The following is a 17,057-nucleotide window of genomic DNA, read 5'->3' as shown; positions in this document are numbered from 1 at the left end:
GAAGGCAGGACGATCCTGCCTCGGCTTTTTTGGGAGATGTCTGATGAAACTGATGCTTGCCGCTTCGATCCTTGCTCTGTCCACCGTGGCCGCCTTCGCCGAGAACCCGATGGTGGGCGGCGCTGCCATGTTCGAAGACAAGAACATCGTGGAAAATGCCGTGAATTCCGCCGATCACACCACGCTCGTCGCGGCGGTCCAAGCGGCGGGTCTGGTTGAAACCCTCTCGGGCGAAGGCCCGTTCACCGTCTTTGCACCCACCAATGACGCCTTTGCCAAACTTCCGGCAGGCACCGTCGACACGCTCCTCTTGCCTGAAAACAAGGATCAACTGACCAAGATCCTGACCTGCCACGTTGTGGCTGCCAATGCGATGTCAGGTGACATCGTCAAAATGATTGGCGACGGCGGCGGCATGCACAAGATTGGCACCGTCGGCGGCTGCGAGTTCACCGCGGCGTTGGACGGCGACGCTGTCAAGATCACTGACGGACAAGGCAATGTGGCAACCGTCACCATCGCCGACGTCAAGCAGTCGAATGGCGTGATCCATGTCATCGACACCGTGCTCCTGCCCGCCATGTAAGATCGGTAGGACTTGAGGGGCGGCGTGTCACTCCGCCTTGCCCTTTGAGTGCAGCGCCCTTGTCCTGATTGTGTTGTCCCTCGCTCGCGACAGGGGCGTTGCAGCCGGCCCCCGGATGCCAGAAGGCATCCGGGGGCTTTTCTTTTGCCAAGACGCATGGTTGTGTCCTGCCATGCGCCCTGCCCCTGCCCGTTCTTTTCTGTTTCTTCTGTCCTCCGCGCGGAAAGGTGGAAACACCGAGCTTTTGGCGCGTCATGCGGCGGACACCCTCACCTGCCGCTGTGATTGGCTTGATCTTGGCGCCGCCGCTCTGCCTGCCTTTGGCGATCCGCGGCCTGAAGATCCACCACCGCTCAGCCCTCTCATGGCCGATCTTGTGTCTGCGCTGCGGCAGGCCAGTGATATCTGTTTTGTGGCACCGATCTATTGGTACAGCCTGCCCGCCCCGGCAAAGCTTTTTCTTGATCATTGGTCTGGATTGCTGGACCAGCCCGATCTCGATTTCCCGCTTTGGATGCGCGGCAAACGCATATGGTTGATTACCGCACGCGCCGATCCAGACCCAACTGTGCCCGCTTTGTCCGAAGCGCAACTGCAACGCACGGCGCAGTGGCTTGGCATGGTTTGGGGCGGTGCCCTCCACGGGGTCGCCGACGCGCCGGGTGACATCAGGAGAGATGCAGCGTGGCAATCGGCATGCGGCTTCTTCCCCGATGATGCCTGATGCAAGACAGTCCTGCCCCACCTGCGCGAAAGCCAGCGCCAAACCACCACTCGCCACCCCGTGTTGCCGCTTGACGAAGCCGCGCCTCTGGCATAGGTGATACGGCGTTGCGGGTGTAGCTCAATGGTAGAGCAGCAGCTTCCCAAGCTGAATACGAGGGTTCGATTCCCTTCACCCGCTCCAATCCCTCACAGTCCCGGACAGCTGATGCGCTTGGCGATGGCCGCCTGTCTGGCGCTTTTCGCGTTGACGCACGAAGGGTTTCCTGCGGCACCCTTAGCCTTCGCCGGGCGCTGGAATTGTGACCTGCCTGAATTCCGCTTTACGGGCGAGCATTTCACCAACGGCGCCGAGCATCTGACCATCAGCGACGTGGTGCAAGCAAGGAGCGGCTTCGTTTTGTCCTTTGAAGACAATGACCCGCTCTCCCTCTCCGTCAATCCGGATGGCACACTGTCTTGGTTCTCGCCCGTTTCGGATGACCGCTTTACCCGCCGGCGACTGGACGAGCCCCCTTCCCTTTGGAGCGCCCCGCCGCTAGGCAAGCAGGGCAATTTCACTAGCGGAGTTATCCATGAACGACGACATCACCCGCATCGGCACGGGCGCGCGCATGAGCGAGGCCGTCTGCTACAATGGCATCATCTGGTTGGCCGGGCAGGTCGGCAATCCGGGTGCCTCGGTCGCCGATCAGACACGCGCCTGCTTGGCCGAGGTGGACCGGCTTCTGGCAGAAGCAGGCACCGACAAGACGCGCATCCTGTCGGCCCAGATCTGGTTGGCCGATATGGCGGATTTTGCCGAGATGAACGCGGTCTGGGATGCTTGGGTGCCACAAGGGCACACGCCTGCACGCGCGACCGGCGAGGCAAAGCTGGCCACGCAGGCCTACCGCGTCGAAATCATCGTGACCGCCGCGCTCAAGTAAACGCGCTTTTGCACCGGGCGGGGACTTCGCCCGGTGCGCCCCCCTGTCTCAGCTGCGAAACCATGCCGCCAGCTGTGCAGTCGACCCATCCTTGCCCTCGGTGCCTGCCTTACCCTCCAACACAGGTTGCAGGGCCAAAGCCAGCTCCTTGCCCAACTCCACGCCCCATTGGTCATAGGAGTTCAGGCCAAGGATGGCCCCTTCGACAAACACGCGGTGTTCATACAGCGCAATGATCTGACCCAGCACGAAAGGGGTCAGCTGTTCATAGGCCAAGGTGGTGCTTGGACGGTTGCCCGGGAAGACGCGGTGGCGCGCCTGCCGTTCCAGTTCCGCGCCCGTCAGGCCTTTCTTCGCCATGATCTCGGTCGCCTGCGCGAGGGAACGGCCCCGGAGCAAGGCTTCCGACTGTGCCAGACAATTTGCCACCAACAGCAGATGCTGATGCGCCAAATCTGGCTCGTGCCCGCGTTTGGCAACCAGAAACTCACAAGGCACCACCCGCGTGCCTTGATGGATCAGCTGATAAAAGGCGTGCTGGCCATTGGTGCCGGGCTCGCCCCAGACCACGGGACCCGAGTGATAGGGCAGATCGCTCCCATCCATCGCCACCCGTTTGCCATTCGACTCCATCTCCAGCTGCTGCAAATAGGCCGGCAGACGGCTCAGCCTCTGGTCATAAGGCAGCACCGCACGCGTGGCATAACCGCAAAACTGATTGTGCCAGATCCCCACCAGCGCCAGCAGCACCGGCAGGTTCTCTGCAAACGGTGCCGTCCGGAAATGCGCATCCATCGACGCGCCGCCCCGCAAAAATTCGGCAAAATCATCCGGTCCCACTGCCAGCATCAGCGACAGACCGATCGGGCCCCACATCGAGTAGCGCCCCCCCACCCAATCTTCGAAACCAAAGACGCGTTCGCTGGCAATCCCAAAGGCGGCCGTCTTGTCGGCCGCGGTGGACACGGCTGCAAATTGCGTTGCAGGCTCTGCCACCGCCCGCGCCATCCATGCCCGGACCGTTTCGGCATTGGTCATCGTCTCAATGGTGGTGAAGGTCTTCGAGGCCACGATGACCAGCGTGGTTTCCGGGTTCAGCCCGCGCAGAATGTCCGCCGCATGCGCGCCATCAACGTTCGAAATGAAATGACAGCGCGGTCCATCGTGGAACGGGGCAAGCGCCAGCACGGCCATCGCAGGCCCAAGATCGGACCCGCCAATGCCGATGTTTACAACATCGGTGATCTTGCCGCCTTGCCCAGTGAACCGCCCTGTCCGAACGTCCTCGGCAAACCGCCGCATCCGCGCATAAGTGTCACGCAGCGGGCCCGCCACATCCTGCCCGTCCACCACCAAAGATGTGTCCATGTTGCGCAAGGCCGTATGCAGCACGGCACGGCCCTCGGTCTCATTGATCTTCGCGCCTGCAAACATCGCATCACGCTTTTCGGCCACACCGGCGCGGGTGGCAAGCTCCACCAAAAGCGCGCGACCACGGCGATCAATGTTTGTCTTGGCATAGTCAAAAATCATGCCGTCAACCGAAGCGCTGAACTCCTCCGCGCGACGTCCGTCGGCAAACAGATCAAGGATCGACCGCCCATCAACAGCGGCTTGGTGGTCTTTCAGGGCGTCCCAGCTTTGGCTCATGTCATTCTGTCCAATGAACGGTTGCAACATCCAGCACCGCGCGCACCGGCGCTTCGGTGACGGAAAGGCTTTGTGCCCGCTCCAGCGCGGCGCGCTTTTCCGGGCCTTTGATCAGGATATGCGTGTGGAACGCGGTCTTCAGCGCCGGAGCCGACAGTGTGATGCGCGGCTCCCCCGCCGCTTCGGCGCGCAAAGCCATCAGGATCGGCGCCTCGGGTGCCAAGGCCTCTGTCAAACGGTCTGCCCCCGGAAACAGGCTGGCCGTGTGCATATCCGCACCCATCCCCAGAAGCAGGACCGAAATCGGCAAATGCGGCGCGATCCCCGAAGACAGCGCATTGAGCATTTCTTCCGGCTGCTCGGCAGGCGCATACAGCGGCACCAACTGTGCCGCCCCCGCAGGACCGCGCAACAGACGCTCCCGCAGCAGCCGTGTGTTCGACCGCGGGCTGCTTTCGGGCACCCAACGCTCATCGTTCAGAAAGACCGCCACATTGCCCCAGTCAAGATCAAGGCCAGACAGCGTGTCGAACACGGGACCGGGCGTCGTGCCCCCCGGCACACACAGGCTTGCCCGCCCGTCGCGCCGCAGGAAAGACCCCAATTCGCTGGCCATCTGTTTGGCCAAGGCCAGATACATCAATTCTGCATCCGGATAAGCAATGAATTCCATCAGCGTATCTCCCGCCAGCGCCGGCCATCGCGGTGCATCAGCATCAGCGCATCCTCTGGACCCGAAGACCCGGCGTCATAGCCTTGCGGTTTGTTGCCGCGTGCGGTCCAGCCTTCGATGATCGGATCCGTCCAGGCCCAGGCAGCCTCGACCTCATCGCCGCGCATGAACAGGGTCTGGTTGCCACGGATCACATCCATGATCAGCCGCTCATAAGCATCGGGCACATCTTCACCATGCGAAATCGCATCGGCAAAGCTCATGTCCAGCGGCACCTGCATCAAGCGCATCCCGCCGGGACCCGGCTCCTTGATCATCACCATCAGGTTCATGCCTTCATCCGGCTGCAAGCGGATCACAAGCACATTCTCGCGCCAGCCCTTGGCATCATCAAAGATCGAATGCGGCGGCTCCCGGAAGGTGATCGCAATCTCGCTGGCCCGCGCCCGCAGCCGTTTGCCGGTGCGCAGATAGAAAGGTGTGCCCTTCCAGCGCCAATTCGACACATGCACCTTCATTGCGATATAGCTTTCCGTCGTGCTTGACGGGTCTTCGCAATGCTCAAGATAGCCGCCCTGCCCGCCCCCGGCCAGATACTGGCCACGCACGATATCCTGCTGCGCCACAGGGTCCAGCGCCCGGATCACCTTGAGTTTCTCATCGCGCACCGCATCGGGGTCGAAGTGATAAGGCGGCTCCATCGCAATCAAGCACAACAGCTGCATCATATGGTTCTGCACCATATCCCGCATCGCACCCGACTTGTCGTAATACGCCCCACGCCCATCGACGCTTACGGTTTCCGCCACGGTGATCTGCACATGATCCACATATTCCGCCTTCCACAGCGGCTCGAACAGAATGTTGGCAAAGCGCACCGCCATCAGATTCTGCACGGTCTCCTTGCCCAGATAATGGTCGATCCGGTAGATTTGGGTTTCGGCGAAATGCTGTGCCAGCGTCGCGTTCAATGCCTTTGCGGTCTTCAGATCGCGGCCAAACGGCTTTTCCACCACGATGCGCGCCGCCTCATCGGCCACGCCATGTGATTTCAGGCGCAGCGCGATGTCGCCGAACAAAGCCGGGGCGACCGAGAAGTAGAATGCCCGCACCACGCCGTCGCGCATCATGCCCTTCAGCGTGCTCCAGCCGCCCTCGCCCTTGGCATCGATGGCCACATAGTGCAGGCGCGTCAGGAACTCGGCAATCACGGACGCGTCGCGGCGCTCTTCCGGCACAAATTCTTCAATCGCCTCGGCCACCAGTTTGCGAAATTCTTCATCGCTCAATTCCGCGCGCGCGGCCCCGATGATCCGGCTTTCGGCCGTCATCTGCCCCGCCAGAAAGCGGCGGTAGAGACCCGGCAAAATCTTGCGGCGCGCAAGGTCGCCTGTGCCGCCAAAAATCACAAGATCGAACTCATCGACCGGAATGACACGCGATACCATTTGGAAACCCTCGCTCCTGCACGCGCCGTTAGCGCTAACGCAGACTTTCTATCCAAGCAAACAGTCAAAGTCTAGCATTGGGTTGCGCAGGTTCAAAACGCTTTGGGCGTCTGTCGCGCGCCACCCTCGGCCCCGCTTAGCGCATCCGCGCAGACTTGGCCAGAAAGGCACCGGTGCGATTTGGCATTCCACGCGCCTGACGTCTGGGCCAGCTTATGCGGCCGATGCCGCCTTCTCAGCCTCGTCCACCGCCAATTGCGCCATGGCAAGTGCGGCGTCACGTGTCGCTGCGACTGCGATAAAGCGCCCGTTGTGGCAGAACCGGGCACCCGGCACGCCGCTCGCCGCTTCCAGCGCCGCGTCCGTCAGCCCTGCCCAATGCGCGGGCAAATCGGCCCGCTGCGCAAAGCCATCATCGGCCACCCGAATCCCGGTCAGCGCCCAATCCGTCTCGCGCGGATGGATTACGAACAGCAGATGATCCGCCCCTGCCTTTTCAATCGCAGCGCGGAACGGCATTCCTTGCGGCAGTTCCAGCACCCTTCCCGCCCCCGCGGCTGCAATCGCCCGCATGACCACCTCTTCCGCCCGCGCCTTCGCCGCCTTGCGCCGGATCGACGCCTCGACAAAGGCCCGCGCGATGGCAAGCGCCGCGTGAAAACCCTTCGTCTCGGCCTCGGGGTCAGGATCGTCAAAGACCGGTTTCAAGGTTTCCAGCAGCACGGGCAGCGTCAGATCAGCCAGCAGCGGTCCTGCCACCGCCGGGTTCAATGCGCCATTGTCCATCATGTCCACCGGCAAAACGAACCCAGCGTCAAACGCCCGGTGGATCGAGGCCACATCCGCCTCGGGCACGCCAAGTGCGCGCAGATAGTCTTGCCCGAAATGCCGCCAGATCAGCCCAAAAGAGCTGAACGGTTGACCATCGTCGCGCAAAGGGGCGTCGCGTTGATGGTGATCAAAAATCCCGGCGGCGGCATCATAGGCCCGGCCCACATCATACACGATCCGGTCGGGGCCGGGCGTGATCCACCCAGCATCCCGGCTCCGCACGATCTGCGCCTCGGGAAACAGGCGGGTCAGCACCACGGAGGACAAGAGCTCATCTGCATGAAAGCCGCCCGAATGGGTTACCAGCCAAGAAACCGTCATCACGCTGCCTTTCCTGCATCAGGGCCCATCAAAGCCCAATCAGGCCCGCGTCTAACGCAAGGCGCGCAGAAATGCATTCCTATAATTGAAACGGTGTCTCAGGCGTCCAGCTCTGCATCCCAGTAAAGGTAATCCATCCAGCTGTCGTGCAGATAATTCGGCGGGAAGCGCCGCCCATGTGCCTGCATTTCTTCGGCTGTAGGGGCGCGGGGCGCTCGGTTCAGCTGAAGCCCGGATTGCCGCAGTGTCTTCGACCCTTTGCGCAAATTGCACGGGCTGCAGGCGGCCACCACGTTTTGCCAGCTCGTCACACCGCCCTTTGCGCGCGGAATGACATGGTCAAAGGTCAAATCGCCCTTGGCCCCACAATACTGGCAGCAGAATTCATCCCTCAAGAAAAGATTAAAGCGCGTGAAGGCCACGCGCTTTTGAGGTTTCACATAATCTTTCAGCACAACGACCGAAGGTATCCGGAACTCGGCCCTCTGGCTTCGCACCACATGATCATACTCAGCCACGATCTGCACCCGGTCCAGAAAAGCAGCCTTGATCGCCTCTTGCCACGGCCAAAGGCTCAGCGGGTAGTAGCTGAGCGGGCGATAATCCGCATTCAGCACCAGCGCCGGGTAATGTTTCAGCGACGCCGGGTCGCGCACAAATTGAGTTCTGAAATCGCCGTCCATCCGTCGAGTGACCCCACCCATCTCGGTTGCCCATCTGGCCACAGCGCAGGGAACCCTGCCCTGATACACCGGACTATATCTGGCGGAACGCGTCTGGCAAGCCCCCTAACCCATGTGGGCTTACCCCGCGTCTCCGCAGGGCATGGATCGCACAACAAAGTGACAGACAGGTGACGCTCAGCGCCCGATGCGACGGGTGACGGCCGCCGCCTTGCGGGCGCGCTTGGCCGCATCGCGTGCCGGGGACCCATGCCCCCCTGCAACAGGGGCCGCCGGCGTCGCCGTCTTGCCCCGCTTGGCCACCGCCTGCGTGCCTTTCTTGATCCCCCAGTGCACGCCTTTCAAAAGCAAAACGCGCGACACCATGGTGACGATCTTCTTCAGGTTCATCTCAATCCTCGAACAACTCGCTCTGGCCGGAAGTGGCCTCTTCCTCGTCCTCGTCGGGCTTTTGCATCGACCCCGGCAAGGGCCGGTTGTCGAGCAGACCCGCCGCCCGCAATTCCTTGATTCCCGGCAGATCCCGCGCCGATTCCAGCCCGAAGTGGTCCAGAAAATGCTCTGTCACCACAAAGGTAACCGGGCGACCCGGCGTCATGCGCCGCCGCCCCAGCCGGATCCAGTCCAACTCCATCAACTGATCCACCGTCCCGCGCGACACCGCGACGCCCCGGATTTCCTCGATCTCGGCCCGCGTCACCGGTTGGTGATAGGCCACGATCGCCAAGGTCTCGATGGCCGCGCGCGAAAGCTTGCGGCTTTCCACCGTTTCCTTACGCATCAGATGGCCCAGATCGGCCGCCGTGCGCATCGCCCAAGCATCGCCCACCCGCACCAGATGCACGCCGCGCCCTTCATAGCGCTTGCGCAAATGTGCCAGCGCTTCGGCCGGATCGCTGCCGTGCGGCATCCGCGCCGTCAGCTCGGCCACTGTCACAGCCTCAGTGCTGGCGAAAAGGATCGCCTCCACCATCCGCTCTTGCTCGCCCATCGGCGGCGCCTCGAACAGGCTCTTCTCGATCGGATCGGTCATGCCGAACCCCGGCGGATCTGAATGGGCGCAAACATCTCACCTTGCCGCACTTCCACTTGACCGCGCTTGGCCATTTCCAGAATCGCAGCAAAATGCGCCGCCGTCGAAGACCGCCGCCGCATCGGTGTGGCCTCCCAACCCTCGGGCAGAAAACTGGTCAGATCTGACCAGTCGCCCACATAGCCGATCAGCCCGCGCATCCGCTCCAGCGCTTGCTCCATTGTGAACACATGGTCACGATCCATCACGAAGGGGCGGAACTCATCCTTGGTGCGGATGCGCGCATAGGCCCGCATCAGATCCAGCAAAGACGCTTCATACGTCACCGAGCGGTGGTGGCTGATGGTTTCTGGCAGGCCACGCGCAAAGAAATCACGCCCCAACTGATCGCGCGCCATCAAGCGCGCCGCCGCCTCACGCATCGCCTGCAGCCGTTCCAGCTGATAGGCCAGATGCGCCGCCAGATCCTCGGCGCTCGGGCCATCTTCGCCCGGCTCCGGCGGCAACAGCAACCGCGACTTCAGAAACGCCAGCCAAGCCGCCATCACCAGATAGTCGGCGGCCAGCTCAATCCGCAGCGATTGCGCCTTTTGCACAAAGCCAAGATATTGCTCGGCCAATTGCAGCACCGAGATCTTTCGCAAATCAACCTTCTGCGTCCGGCTCAGCGTGAGCAACAGGTCGAGCGGGCCTTCAAACCCGTCGACATCCACGATCAAGGCCTCTGCGGCCATCCGGTCCGCAGGGGCGAGGCGATCTTCGCCCCAATCCTCGGCAATGGGTTCAGGCATACAGCTCCCCGGACATCAGCCCACGAAACTCTGCTTCCAAGGCCTGAATGTCAACGGGGGCGGGCGCATGACGCTGGGCCAGCGCGCGCTCGGCACGCGCCCGTGTCGCCTCGCTTTGCACACCACAAGCCCCGGCCACGGCCAGCATCTCGGCCATGTCGCCCTTGCAATGCAAGGCCATATCGCAGCCTGCTGCGACCGAAGCCGCCGCACGCTCGGCCAAGGTGCCGCGCAAGGCCTGCATGTTCAGATCATCGGTCATCAGCAAGCCCTGAAACCCGATCTCCTCACGGATCACGCGGATCATCTCGGGGCTTTGGGTGGCGGGCTTGTCATCATAGGCGGCAAAGATGATATGCGCCGTCATCGCCATCGGCAGCTGGTTCAGCGCGCGGAAAGGCGCGAAATCGGTCACAGCCAGCACCTCTCGCGAAGCCGTGACGACTGGCAATTCGTGATGCGTGTCCGCTGTCGCCCGTCCATGTCCGGGCAAATGCTTCATAACCGGCACAACACCGCCCGCCAAAAGCCCCTGCGCCACAGCCTCAGACATATCCGACACCACAGCAGCCTCGGTCCCGTAGCAACGGTTCTTCAGAAACGGATGGGTGTGATCACCGGCAATATCCGCGCAAGGAGCGCAATTGGCATCGATGCCCACCCCGCGCAATTCATGCGCAATCAGTCGCGATCGCACCCACATGGCCCGCGCGGGGTCGCGCGCTTGCAGCACTGTGTCCAGCGGCGGCGCCCACTCGCGCCAATGCGGGGCGCGCATCCGCTGCACGCGCCCACCCTCCTGATCGATCAGCACCGGCGCATCGCGCCCCACCGCCGCCCGCAGATCGGTGGTCAGACGCCGCAGTTGCGCCGGATCTTCCACGTTGCGCGCGAACAGGATGAAACCAAACGGATCTGCATCGCGGAAAAACGCCGCTTCATCCGCAGTCAGCACCGGACCGGCGCAGCCAAAGATTGCCGCCAATGTCCCGGTCATCGGTGCGCAACCGGAATGCAGGCTGCATTTTCGGCCAAAAGCGCCGCACAGAACCGCCGAGAGTCGTCCTCGCCCGCAAAACCATGCGCGCGCAGGCGATAGAACGTGCGGCCGCCCGACTGCGCCGATTGCACCACCAAGGATTTCCCGGTCATCAAATCTCCAAAGCGCTCCCGCAGTTTAACCCATTCGCCCCGCGCGATGGCCTCGCTGTCAAAGGCACCCAACTGCACCAACCGCGTGCCCACGGCCAGACTGGCCACGTCCATCTCGGGGCCTGCCGAAACCGCCGCGCTCACAGGCTGGACATCCGACACCCGTGGCGCCTGCGCCAGCGTCGGCCGCGGCCGCGGACGCACGGACGCGACAGCGTCGTTCTCCCCGCTCGCCTCCGCGCCAGCAAGATCCTCCTCGGCCAAGGGGGCCAGTGGCTCGGCCGTGCCCAGTGCCTCGGCCAAGGCAAGAGCCACCGCATCGCCGGTTGTTTGGGCCGCTGCCTCCGCCGGGCCCGCGCCAGCCAAGGCCACATCAGGCGCCAGCGCCACATCCGCAAGCGGCGCCGCACCTGTTTCGACCGGGTCTGCCAGCCCGGTCGGGGCGCTTGCCACCGCCGCCGCCTCCGGTTCCAGTGGCTGAAGCCCTGCCTCATCTTCGGGACTTAAAACAAACGGGGCCGGCGCAAGAATGATCTCTTCAGGCAAAGGCGCAGCGCCGCCCACCGCCGCGACCACGTTCACCGCCATGCCCTGATGGTCCGCGATATCCCCGCCCGGATTGGACGGGGCCACCCGCATCGGGCCTTCCGCGGCGCGGATCACCGGTATGCCGGTTACATCTCGCACGGCAAGCTTGTAGCCCCAGTATCCCACACCAAGGATCAACGCCAAAGAGCAGGCAGCTCCCGCCAAGTGGATCAGCCGCTGTGCCTGCCCGCCCGTGATACGGGGCGGTGCCCCGTAGTCATCATAGTCGATATCCGCCATGCTCTGCCTCGATCAGGCGGGTTTGCCCCGCCCTTATTGCCTGCATCCCCGGCGGGGCGCCGCTGATCAGCGCATTTCCTCAACCGGTGTGACGCCCAAGATACCAAGACCTGAGCAAATGACAACGCCCACGGCCCGCGCCAGCGCGATTTTCGCCTGCGATGTCGCGGCATCATCCTGCAAGAACCGCAAGGACACATCATCATTGCCCCGATTCCACAGCCCGTGCAGGTCGGATGCCAGCTCATAGAGGTAGAACGCCACCCGATGCGGTTCATTCCCGCGCGCGGCGATCTCGACCAGACGCGGCCATTCTGCAATCTTCTTCGCCACCGCAATCTCGGCGGCATGGCTCAGCTTCGCCAAATCCGCCGCCGCAAGCGTGGCGTCTTCAACGTCCAGCCCGGCCTCACGTGCCTTGCGCAGGATGCTGTTCACCCGGGCATTGGCATACTGCACATAGAACACCGGATTGTCCTTCGACTGCTCCAGCACCTTGTCGAAGTCAAAGTCCAGCGCCACGTCGTTCTTGCGCGTCAGCATGATGAACCGGGTGACATCGGCCCCCGCCATTTCCACCACATCGCGCAAGGTGACAAACGTGCCCGCGCGCTTGCTCATCTTGAAGGGCTCGCCGTTCTTCCACAGCTTCACCAGCTGGATCAGCTTGATGTCCAAGGGCACCCGCCCGCCCGACAACGCCGAGACTGCGGCCTTCATCCGCTTGACATAACCGCCGTGATCGGCGCCGAAAATATCGATCAGCTGGTCATATCCGCGCTGCACCTTGTCATAGTGATAGGCGATATCGGGTGCAAAATAGGTCCAGCTGCCATCCGATTTCTGCACCGGGCGGTCCACGTCATCGCCATGCGCGGTGCTGCGGAACAAGGTTTGCACCCGCGGCTCCCAATCTTCGGGCTCCTTGCCCTTGGGCGGCTCCAGCACGCCTTCGTAGATCAGGTCCATGCCCTTCAGCGTCTGGATCGCGGCCTCGATCTTGCCGGTGCCGTAAAGCGCCTTTTCACTGGAATAAAGATCCATTTCCACGCCAAGGGCCGCCAGATCCTCGCGGATCCGCTCCATCATCATTTGCGTGGCAAAAACGCGGACATCCGCAAGCCAGACATTCTCTCCCTTGTCCAGCAGCGTGTCGCCGTATTTCTCTTTCAGCGCCTCACCCACCGGGACCAGATAATCACCCGGATACAGGCCCTCGCGGATCTCGGGCTCCAACCCATGCGCCTCGCGGTAGCGCTCATAGGCGCTGCGGGCCAGAACATCGACCTGCGCGCCACCGTCGTTGATATAGTATTCACGCGTCACGTCCCAGCCCGCGAAGGCCAAGAGGTTGGCCAGCGCGTCGCCCACCACCGCGCCGCGCACATGGCCCACATGCATGGGCCCCGTGGGATTGGCCGAGACGAATTCCACATTCACCTTCTGGCCCTTGCCCACATCGGCCCGGCCAAAATCGGTGCCCCGCTGCAAGGCCGCCTGCACGATGCCCTGCCACACCTGCGGCGCCAGCCGCAGATTCAGAAACCCCGGCCCCGCCACATCGGCGGCGGTGATGCGCGCATCGGCCAAAAGCTTTGCCGCCAGCGCATCGGCAATCGCCCGTGGCGGCATCCCGGCGGGCTTGGCGAGCACCATCGCGGCATTGGTCGCCATATCGCCATGCGCCGCATCGCGCGGCGGCTCCACTGCCACATTGGCAAAATCTAGCCCTGCGGGCAGCGCGCCCTCGGCCTGCATTTGGGTCAAGGCATCCAGCACAGAGGCGCGAATATCGGCGAAGAGGTTCATCTGATCAAATCCTGTCTTGCGCCCAAGGCCATGCCAGAGGGCGCAAGTCAGGTCAAGTTCAGCCGTGGTTGCGCCACTCCTCCAGTGCCGGATTGCCCGCACGCGACCACGCTTCGGCAGGCGATTCCGCTGCGGCGGGCTCTGCCGTCGCGCTCGGCGGGCCGCGTCGGCTGCGCAGGTGATGCGCCTCACGCGCGCCGAAATAGGCGGTGATCACCGCCCCCAACAGCCACCACATGGCCTCTGGCATCGCGTCCAACCCCTCCATGCGCAGTGCAAAACCCGCCGGGTCCAACAACGCATAAAGCATCAGTGCCTGCGTGCCAAAGGCCATCAAGGGCCTCGGCAAACGGTTCACAGCGTCGATCAACCGATCATAGCCCGAACCGGGGCGCGCGGGGGGCAAGGCGCCCGGCGGCGGCGGCGGAAGGGTCTTGATCGCATCCGCCAAACCGCGCGCCAGATCGGGCGCAATCGTCCGCGCGATCTCGCGACTGACCCCGCCCAAAGCGGGGATCGCGCCACGCACCAATCCCAAAGACGACATCAGGCCCATTTTGCCACCCTTTCCTTGTGTTGCGCCACTGTCAGGTGAAAGCGCGGCGCGATGAATGCTTCCGCGCGCGTGATCCAGCCGCCTTTGCCCCCATCGCGGCGGCGGGCAAACTTGCGGCTTTGCGGCCGCGCATCGGCAAGGGCATAGTAGTAATTCCGCCGAGCAATCCCGTAAGCATCCGCGAGATGCCTCGGTGCCGCTTCATAGGCCAACTGCGCCGCCCGGATCGTCTGCGGCCCGATCCGGCCATCGACCACGCAAGGAAAGCCCATATCGGTGATCAGGCGCTGCAAGATCGTCACCGCCTGCACCCCCGCGTTCACATACATATCGAACACCGAGGCCTGCACCGCTTCGGGCAGCGCCGCGATGCCGGGCCCCTTGTGGTAATGCTCAAGATAAATATCCACCGCCTGCGCGGCGGTAAGGCTTCGCACATCCGCCACGGTGATGCGACCGTCCCGGTTTATATCAAGCCCCAACCGGCGCAGCGTTCCAATGGTCACGCCATGCTGGGTGGCGCCGCCCGGATCGTCACGGTCATTCGCAAAGCCGCCCTCCCGGGCGACAATGTCTTCGGCCAATTCCCTTACGCTCTTCATCGCTTGTCCCCGAGGTAAGCCATCTCCCCCAAGGACAAACTTCGCGCGAATGCGTTAACGGGTCTGAAACCCCGCGCGCGCTCTGTGGCTCAATAGCCCCCCGTGCCCACCGCCGGGGCCGCGTCTTCCGCTGCCGCCTCACCGTCCTGATACACGCCCTGTGCCTTCAGCGCATCGATCACCTCGGCGGGCATATAGGTCTCGTCATGCTTGGCAAGAATTTCCGTGGCCACGAAGATCTCCCCATCCATGGACCCGGTGCCCACCATGCCCTGCCCTTCCGAGAACAGGTCCGGCAGAATTCCGGTATAGCGCACCGGAATGGTTTCATTGGTGTCCGTCACCCGAAAGCTCACCGTCTCGCTTTGCCCGCGCACGATGCTGCCTTCCTCGACCAATCCGCCAATGCGGAACACCTCACCTTCGCGCGGCGGGTCCTCGACCACCTGCGTGGGGCTCCGGAAAAAGTTGATCCCGTCCTTCATCGCATAGCCGATCAGAGCGGTCGACACCGCCAAAGCCACAAAGGCAAGCACAATGATCTGCACCCGCCGCTGCTTTTTCAGCCCCTTCATCCCCGCCATGCGCAATCCTCCGCCATCTTTGGCCCAGATGTGGGATGAAAACGCGCCCTTGTCGAGGGATGTGATGCCGCAACCCGCAGACGTGAACGCGGCCAGCCTACTGTTCAGGCGGCCTCAAAGGTGATGCGCCGCCGCAAGAACTGGGTGGACTTGGACGACACCGCTTTGGGATCGCCGGTCGTCAGAAATTTCGATTGCGTGCCACTGCCCAGCATCTCGGGCCGACGCGTCAGATAATCCGCCAAGGACTCCGCCACCAGATTGGCCTGTGAATACACTTTCACCTCGGCCCCCAGCGCTTCCTGAAAGGTGGCCTCCATCAAAGGATAATGCGTGCAGCCCAAGATGGCCGCCTGTGGATGCGGCATACGGCGCTTGAGCGCCTCGACATGGCTGCGCACCAAGGCTTCGGCCAGGATCTCATCACCTTGCTCGATCGCATCCACCACGCCGCCACAAGGCTGCGCCTCGACATCCACGCCGATCGCCCGAAACGCAAGCTCGCGCTGAAATGCCCGGCTGGCCACGGTGGCCGGTGTGGCAAAGAGTGCCACATGCTTGACCGCCACTTCGCGCGGCGGCGAGTTGTCGCCCCATTGCCGCTCGGTCAGCGCCTCGATCATCGGCACAAAGACCCCCAGCACCCGCTTGTCCTTGGGCACCCAAGTTTCCTGCATGCGCTTCAGCGCGGCGGCCGAGGCCGTGTTGCAGGCCAAGATCACCAAATCGCACCCTTCTTCCCACAAGCGCTCCACTGCCGCGCAGGTCAGGTTGAAGATATCCTCATGCGTGCGCACCCCATAGGGCGCATGCGCATTGTCCCCCAGATAGACCAGCGGCAGCTCGGGCAGGCGTCGGGTGATGGCGTCCAGCACCGTCAACCCACCGATCCCGCTGTCAAACACCCCAACCGCCATTGACCCGCCCCCGCTTTGCGCCTGTTGCGGGCAGAAGCCCGGTCAGCGCGTTCTGTATCTTGCCTCAAACTCGTGCCCCGGATCATACGACCCAAGCGGGCGCGGTGAAAGATCGTATGTGGCGCGGCGCAGAAATTCCATCATCCGGGTCGGCTCGGCGCGCAGATGCGCCAGATCCTCGGCCTCAATCGGCTGGCCAATCACCACCCGCACCGGCTCATCCATACGGGCGCGAAACTCCTTGATCAGCAACCCCAAACGCAGCGTGGAATGCACATGGCTGGCAATCTGGAACAGCCGCGAATTGTGCCCGTCAAAAAACACCGGCACCACGGTCGCTCCCGACTTTGCAATCATCTTGGCGGTGAAATTGCGCCAGCCCGGGTCCATCGGGCGCGAGAAAAACGGCTTGGCACTGGTGGAAACCGTGCCGCCCGGAAACACGCCCACCGCGCCACCCTGCCCCAGATAGCGCAAGGCCTCGGCCCGTGTCTCAAGGTTGAGCTTTACCGCCTCCTTGGTCTCGTCAAAGGAAATCGGCAGCACCACCCGGTTCAGCGCCTCGGCGCGCTGAAAGACCGAATTGGCCAGAATGCGGAAATCCCCCCGCACCCGGTCAAGCAGATGCCCCATCATCAGCCCGTCCAGAATACCGAAAGGGTGGTTGGCGATCACCACCAGCGGCCCTGTCTGTGGAATGTTCTCAAGGCTTCCGCCGACCACATCCAAACTCAGCCCATACCGGGCGGGCACCACATCCCAAAAGCTGCGCCCACCTGCAACCTCCGCCTCATAGCCTGCGGCGCGGCGAATCAACGAAAGCCGACCCGTGGCATTTTCCAGCACCCGGATCACCGCCGCCCCCACCGGCCCCGAGGCGGAAGAGGCATAGGAAATATCGCGTGTCACATTCTGCTGCATGGCGCCTCCGATGATGCCCC

The 17,057-nt window shown here is 63.0% G+C and carries 19 protein-coding genes and 1 tRNA gene; 4 read left to right on the top strand and 16 right to left on the bottom strand.

What is annotated here, in order from left to right:
• Window positions 1-43: 43 nt before the first annotated feature.
• The 4 genes from CUR21_RS02030 (at window position 44) to CUR21_RS02015 (ending at window position 2,238) form a co-directional block, all read left to right on the top strand.
• Window positions 44-586 (top strand): fasciclin domain-containing protein, encoded by a 543-nt coding sequence (locus tag CUR21_RS02030; RefSeq protein WP_100195354.1) that lies wholly within the window; start codon window positions 44-46, stop codon window positions 584-586.
• A gap of 115 nt (window positions 587-701) precedes the next feature.
• Entirely contained in the window at window positions 702-1,310 is a 609-nt protein-coding gene (locus CUR21_RS02025; protein WP_100195353.1) for a flavodoxin family protein, read from the top strand.
• A gap of 109 nt (window positions 1,311-1,419) precedes the next feature.
• Window positions 1,420-1,493: transfer RNA gene (locus tag CUR21_RS02020), tRNA-Gly, on the top strand.
• Window positions 1,494-1,884: 391 nt separating this feature from the next.
• Window positions 1,885-2,238 carry a RidA family protein gene (locus CUR21_RS02015; RefSeq protein ID WP_100195352.1) on the top strand — a complete coding sequence of 118 codons (354 nt, stop codon included), beginning with the start codon at window positions 1,885-1,887 and terminating at the stop codon, window positions 2,236-2,238.
• A 48-nt stretch (window positions 2,239-2,286) separates the two neighbouring features.
• Here CUR21_RS02015 and pgi read toward each other — a convergent pair whose 3' ends face one another.
• From pgi to CUR21_RS01935, 16 genes are all read right to left on the bottom strand, one after another.
• On the bottom strand, window positions 2,287-3,888 hold the full coding sequence (gene pgi / locus CUR21_RS02010; protein WP_100195351.1) for a glucose-6-phosphate isomerase: 1,602 nt from the start codon (window positions 3,886-3,888) through the stop codon (window positions 2,287-2,289).
• A 1-nt stretch (window position 3,889) separates the two neighbouring features.
• Window positions 3,890-4,561: a 6-phosphogluconolactonase gene (gene pgl, locus CUR21_RS02005; protein WP_100195350.1), complete on the bottom strand. Its 672-nt coding sequence runs from the start codon at window positions 4,559-4,561 to the stop codon at window positions 3,890-3,892.
• On the bottom strand, window positions 4,561-6,009 hold the full coding sequence (gene zwf, locus CUR21_RS02000) for a glucose-6-phosphate dehydrogenase (protein ID WP_100195349.1): 1,449 nt from the start codon (window positions 6,007-6,009) through the stop codon (window positions 4,561-4,563). Before zwf ends, pgl begins: the two co-directional genes overlap by 1 nt.
• 213 nt (window positions 6,010-6,222) lie before the next feature.
• Window positions 6,223-7,161, bottom strand: a complete 939-nt coding sequence (locus tag CUR21_RS01995) for an MYG1 family protein (RefSeq protein WP_100195348.1) — start codon at window positions 7,159-7,161, stop codon at window positions 6,223-6,225.
• Between the two features lie 98 nt (window positions 7,162-7,259).
• Window positions 7,260-7,844 carry an HNH endonuclease gene (locus CUR21_RS01990; protein ID WP_100195347.1) on the bottom strand — a complete coding sequence of 195 codons (585 nt, stop codon included), beginning with the start codon at window positions 7,842-7,844 and terminating at the stop codon, window positions 7,260-7,262.
• Window positions 7,845-8,021: 177 nt separating this feature from the next.
• Window positions 8,022-8,234, bottom strand: a complete 213-nt coding sequence (locus CUR21_RS01985; RefSeq protein WP_100195346.1) for a hypothetical protein — start codon at window positions 8,232-8,234, stop codon at window positions 8,022-8,024.
• A 1-nt stretch (window position 8,235) separates the two neighbouring features.
• Window positions 8,236-8,877, bottom strand: coding sequence for an SMC-Scp complex subunit ScpB (gene scpB / locus CUR21_RS01980; RefSeq protein WP_100195345.1), 642 nt, complete (start codon window positions 8,875-8,877; stop codon window positions 8,236-8,238).
• Window positions 8,874-9,668 carry a ScpA family protein gene (locus tag CUR21_RS01975; protein WP_369802492.1) on the bottom strand — a complete coding sequence of 265 codons (795 nt, stop codon included), beginning with the start codon at window positions 9,666-9,668 and terminating at the stop codon, window positions 8,874-8,876. The genes scpB and CUR21_RS01975 overlap by 4 nt, the downstream gene beginning before the upstream one ends.
• A complete protein-coding gene (nagZ, locus tag CUR21_RS01970) occupies window positions 9,661-10,665 on the bottom strand; it encodes a beta-N-acetylhexosaminidase (RefSeq protein ID WP_100195344.1) in 1,005 nt (334 codons plus the stop codon). The genes CUR21_RS01975 and nagZ overlap by 8 nt, the downstream gene beginning before the upstream one ends.
• Window positions 10,662-11,648 (bottom strand): SPOR domain-containing protein, encoded by a 987-nt coding sequence (locus tag CUR21_RS01965; RefSeq protein ID WP_100195343.1) that lies wholly within the window; start codon window positions 11,646-11,648, stop codon window positions 10,662-10,664. Before CUR21_RS01965 ends, nagZ begins: the two co-directional genes overlap by 4 nt.
• Before the next feature lie 66 nt (window positions 11,649-11,714).
• The gene (argS, locus tag CUR21_RS01960; RefSeq protein ID WP_100195342.1) at window positions 11,715-13,457 is read right to left on the bottom strand and encodes an arginine--tRNA ligase; all 1,743 of its coding nucleotides are present in this window, start codon (window positions 13,455-13,457) and stop codon (window positions 11,715-11,717) included.
• A 58-nt stretch (window positions 13,458-13,515) separates the two neighbouring features.
• Complete coding sequence (locus CUR21_RS01955) at window positions 13,516-14,013, bottom strand: 3TM-type holin (RefSeq protein WP_100195341.1); 498 nt, start codon at window positions 14,011-14,013, stop codon at window positions 13,516-13,518.
• Window positions 14,004-14,615 (bottom strand): holin-associated N-acetylmuramidase, encoded by a 612-nt coding sequence (locus tag CUR21_RS01950; protein WP_100195340.1) that lies wholly within the window; start codon window positions 14,613-14,615, stop codon window positions 14,004-14,006. The genes CUR21_RS01955 and CUR21_RS01950 overlap by 10 nt, the downstream gene beginning before the upstream one ends.
• Before the next feature lie 89 nt (window positions 14,616-14,704).
• The gene (gene ccmE / locus CUR21_RS01945) at window positions 14,705-15,190 is read right to left on the bottom strand and encodes a cytochrome c maturation protein CcmE (RefSeq protein WP_100195604.1); all 486 of its coding nucleotides are present in this window, start codon (window positions 15,188-15,190) and stop codon (window positions 14,705-14,707) included.
• Window positions 15,191-15,303: 113 nt separating this feature from the next.
• Complete coding sequence (murI, locus tag CUR21_RS01940) at window positions 15,304-16,116, bottom strand: glutamate racemase (protein ID WP_100195339.1); 813 nt, start codon at window positions 16,114-16,116, stop codon at window positions 15,304-15,306.
• 42 nt (window positions 16,117-16,158) lie between these two features.
• Window positions 16,159-17,037 (bottom strand): lysophospholipid acyltransferase family protein, encoded by an 879-nt coding sequence (locus CUR21_RS01935; RefSeq protein WP_100195338.1) that lies wholly within the window; start codon window positions 17,035-17,037, stop codon window positions 16,159-16,161.
• Between the last annotated feature and the right edge of the window lie 20 nt (window positions 17,038-17,057).

Source organism: Pseudorhodobacter sp. MZDSW-24AT (assembly GCF_002794355.1).
GTDB lineage: Bacteria > Pseudomonadota > Alphaproteobacteria > Rhodobacterales > Rhodobacteraceae > Pseudotabrizicola.
Note: the sequence above shows the minus strand (reverse complement) of the source record. Positions and strands in the feature narration are given on the sequence as shown.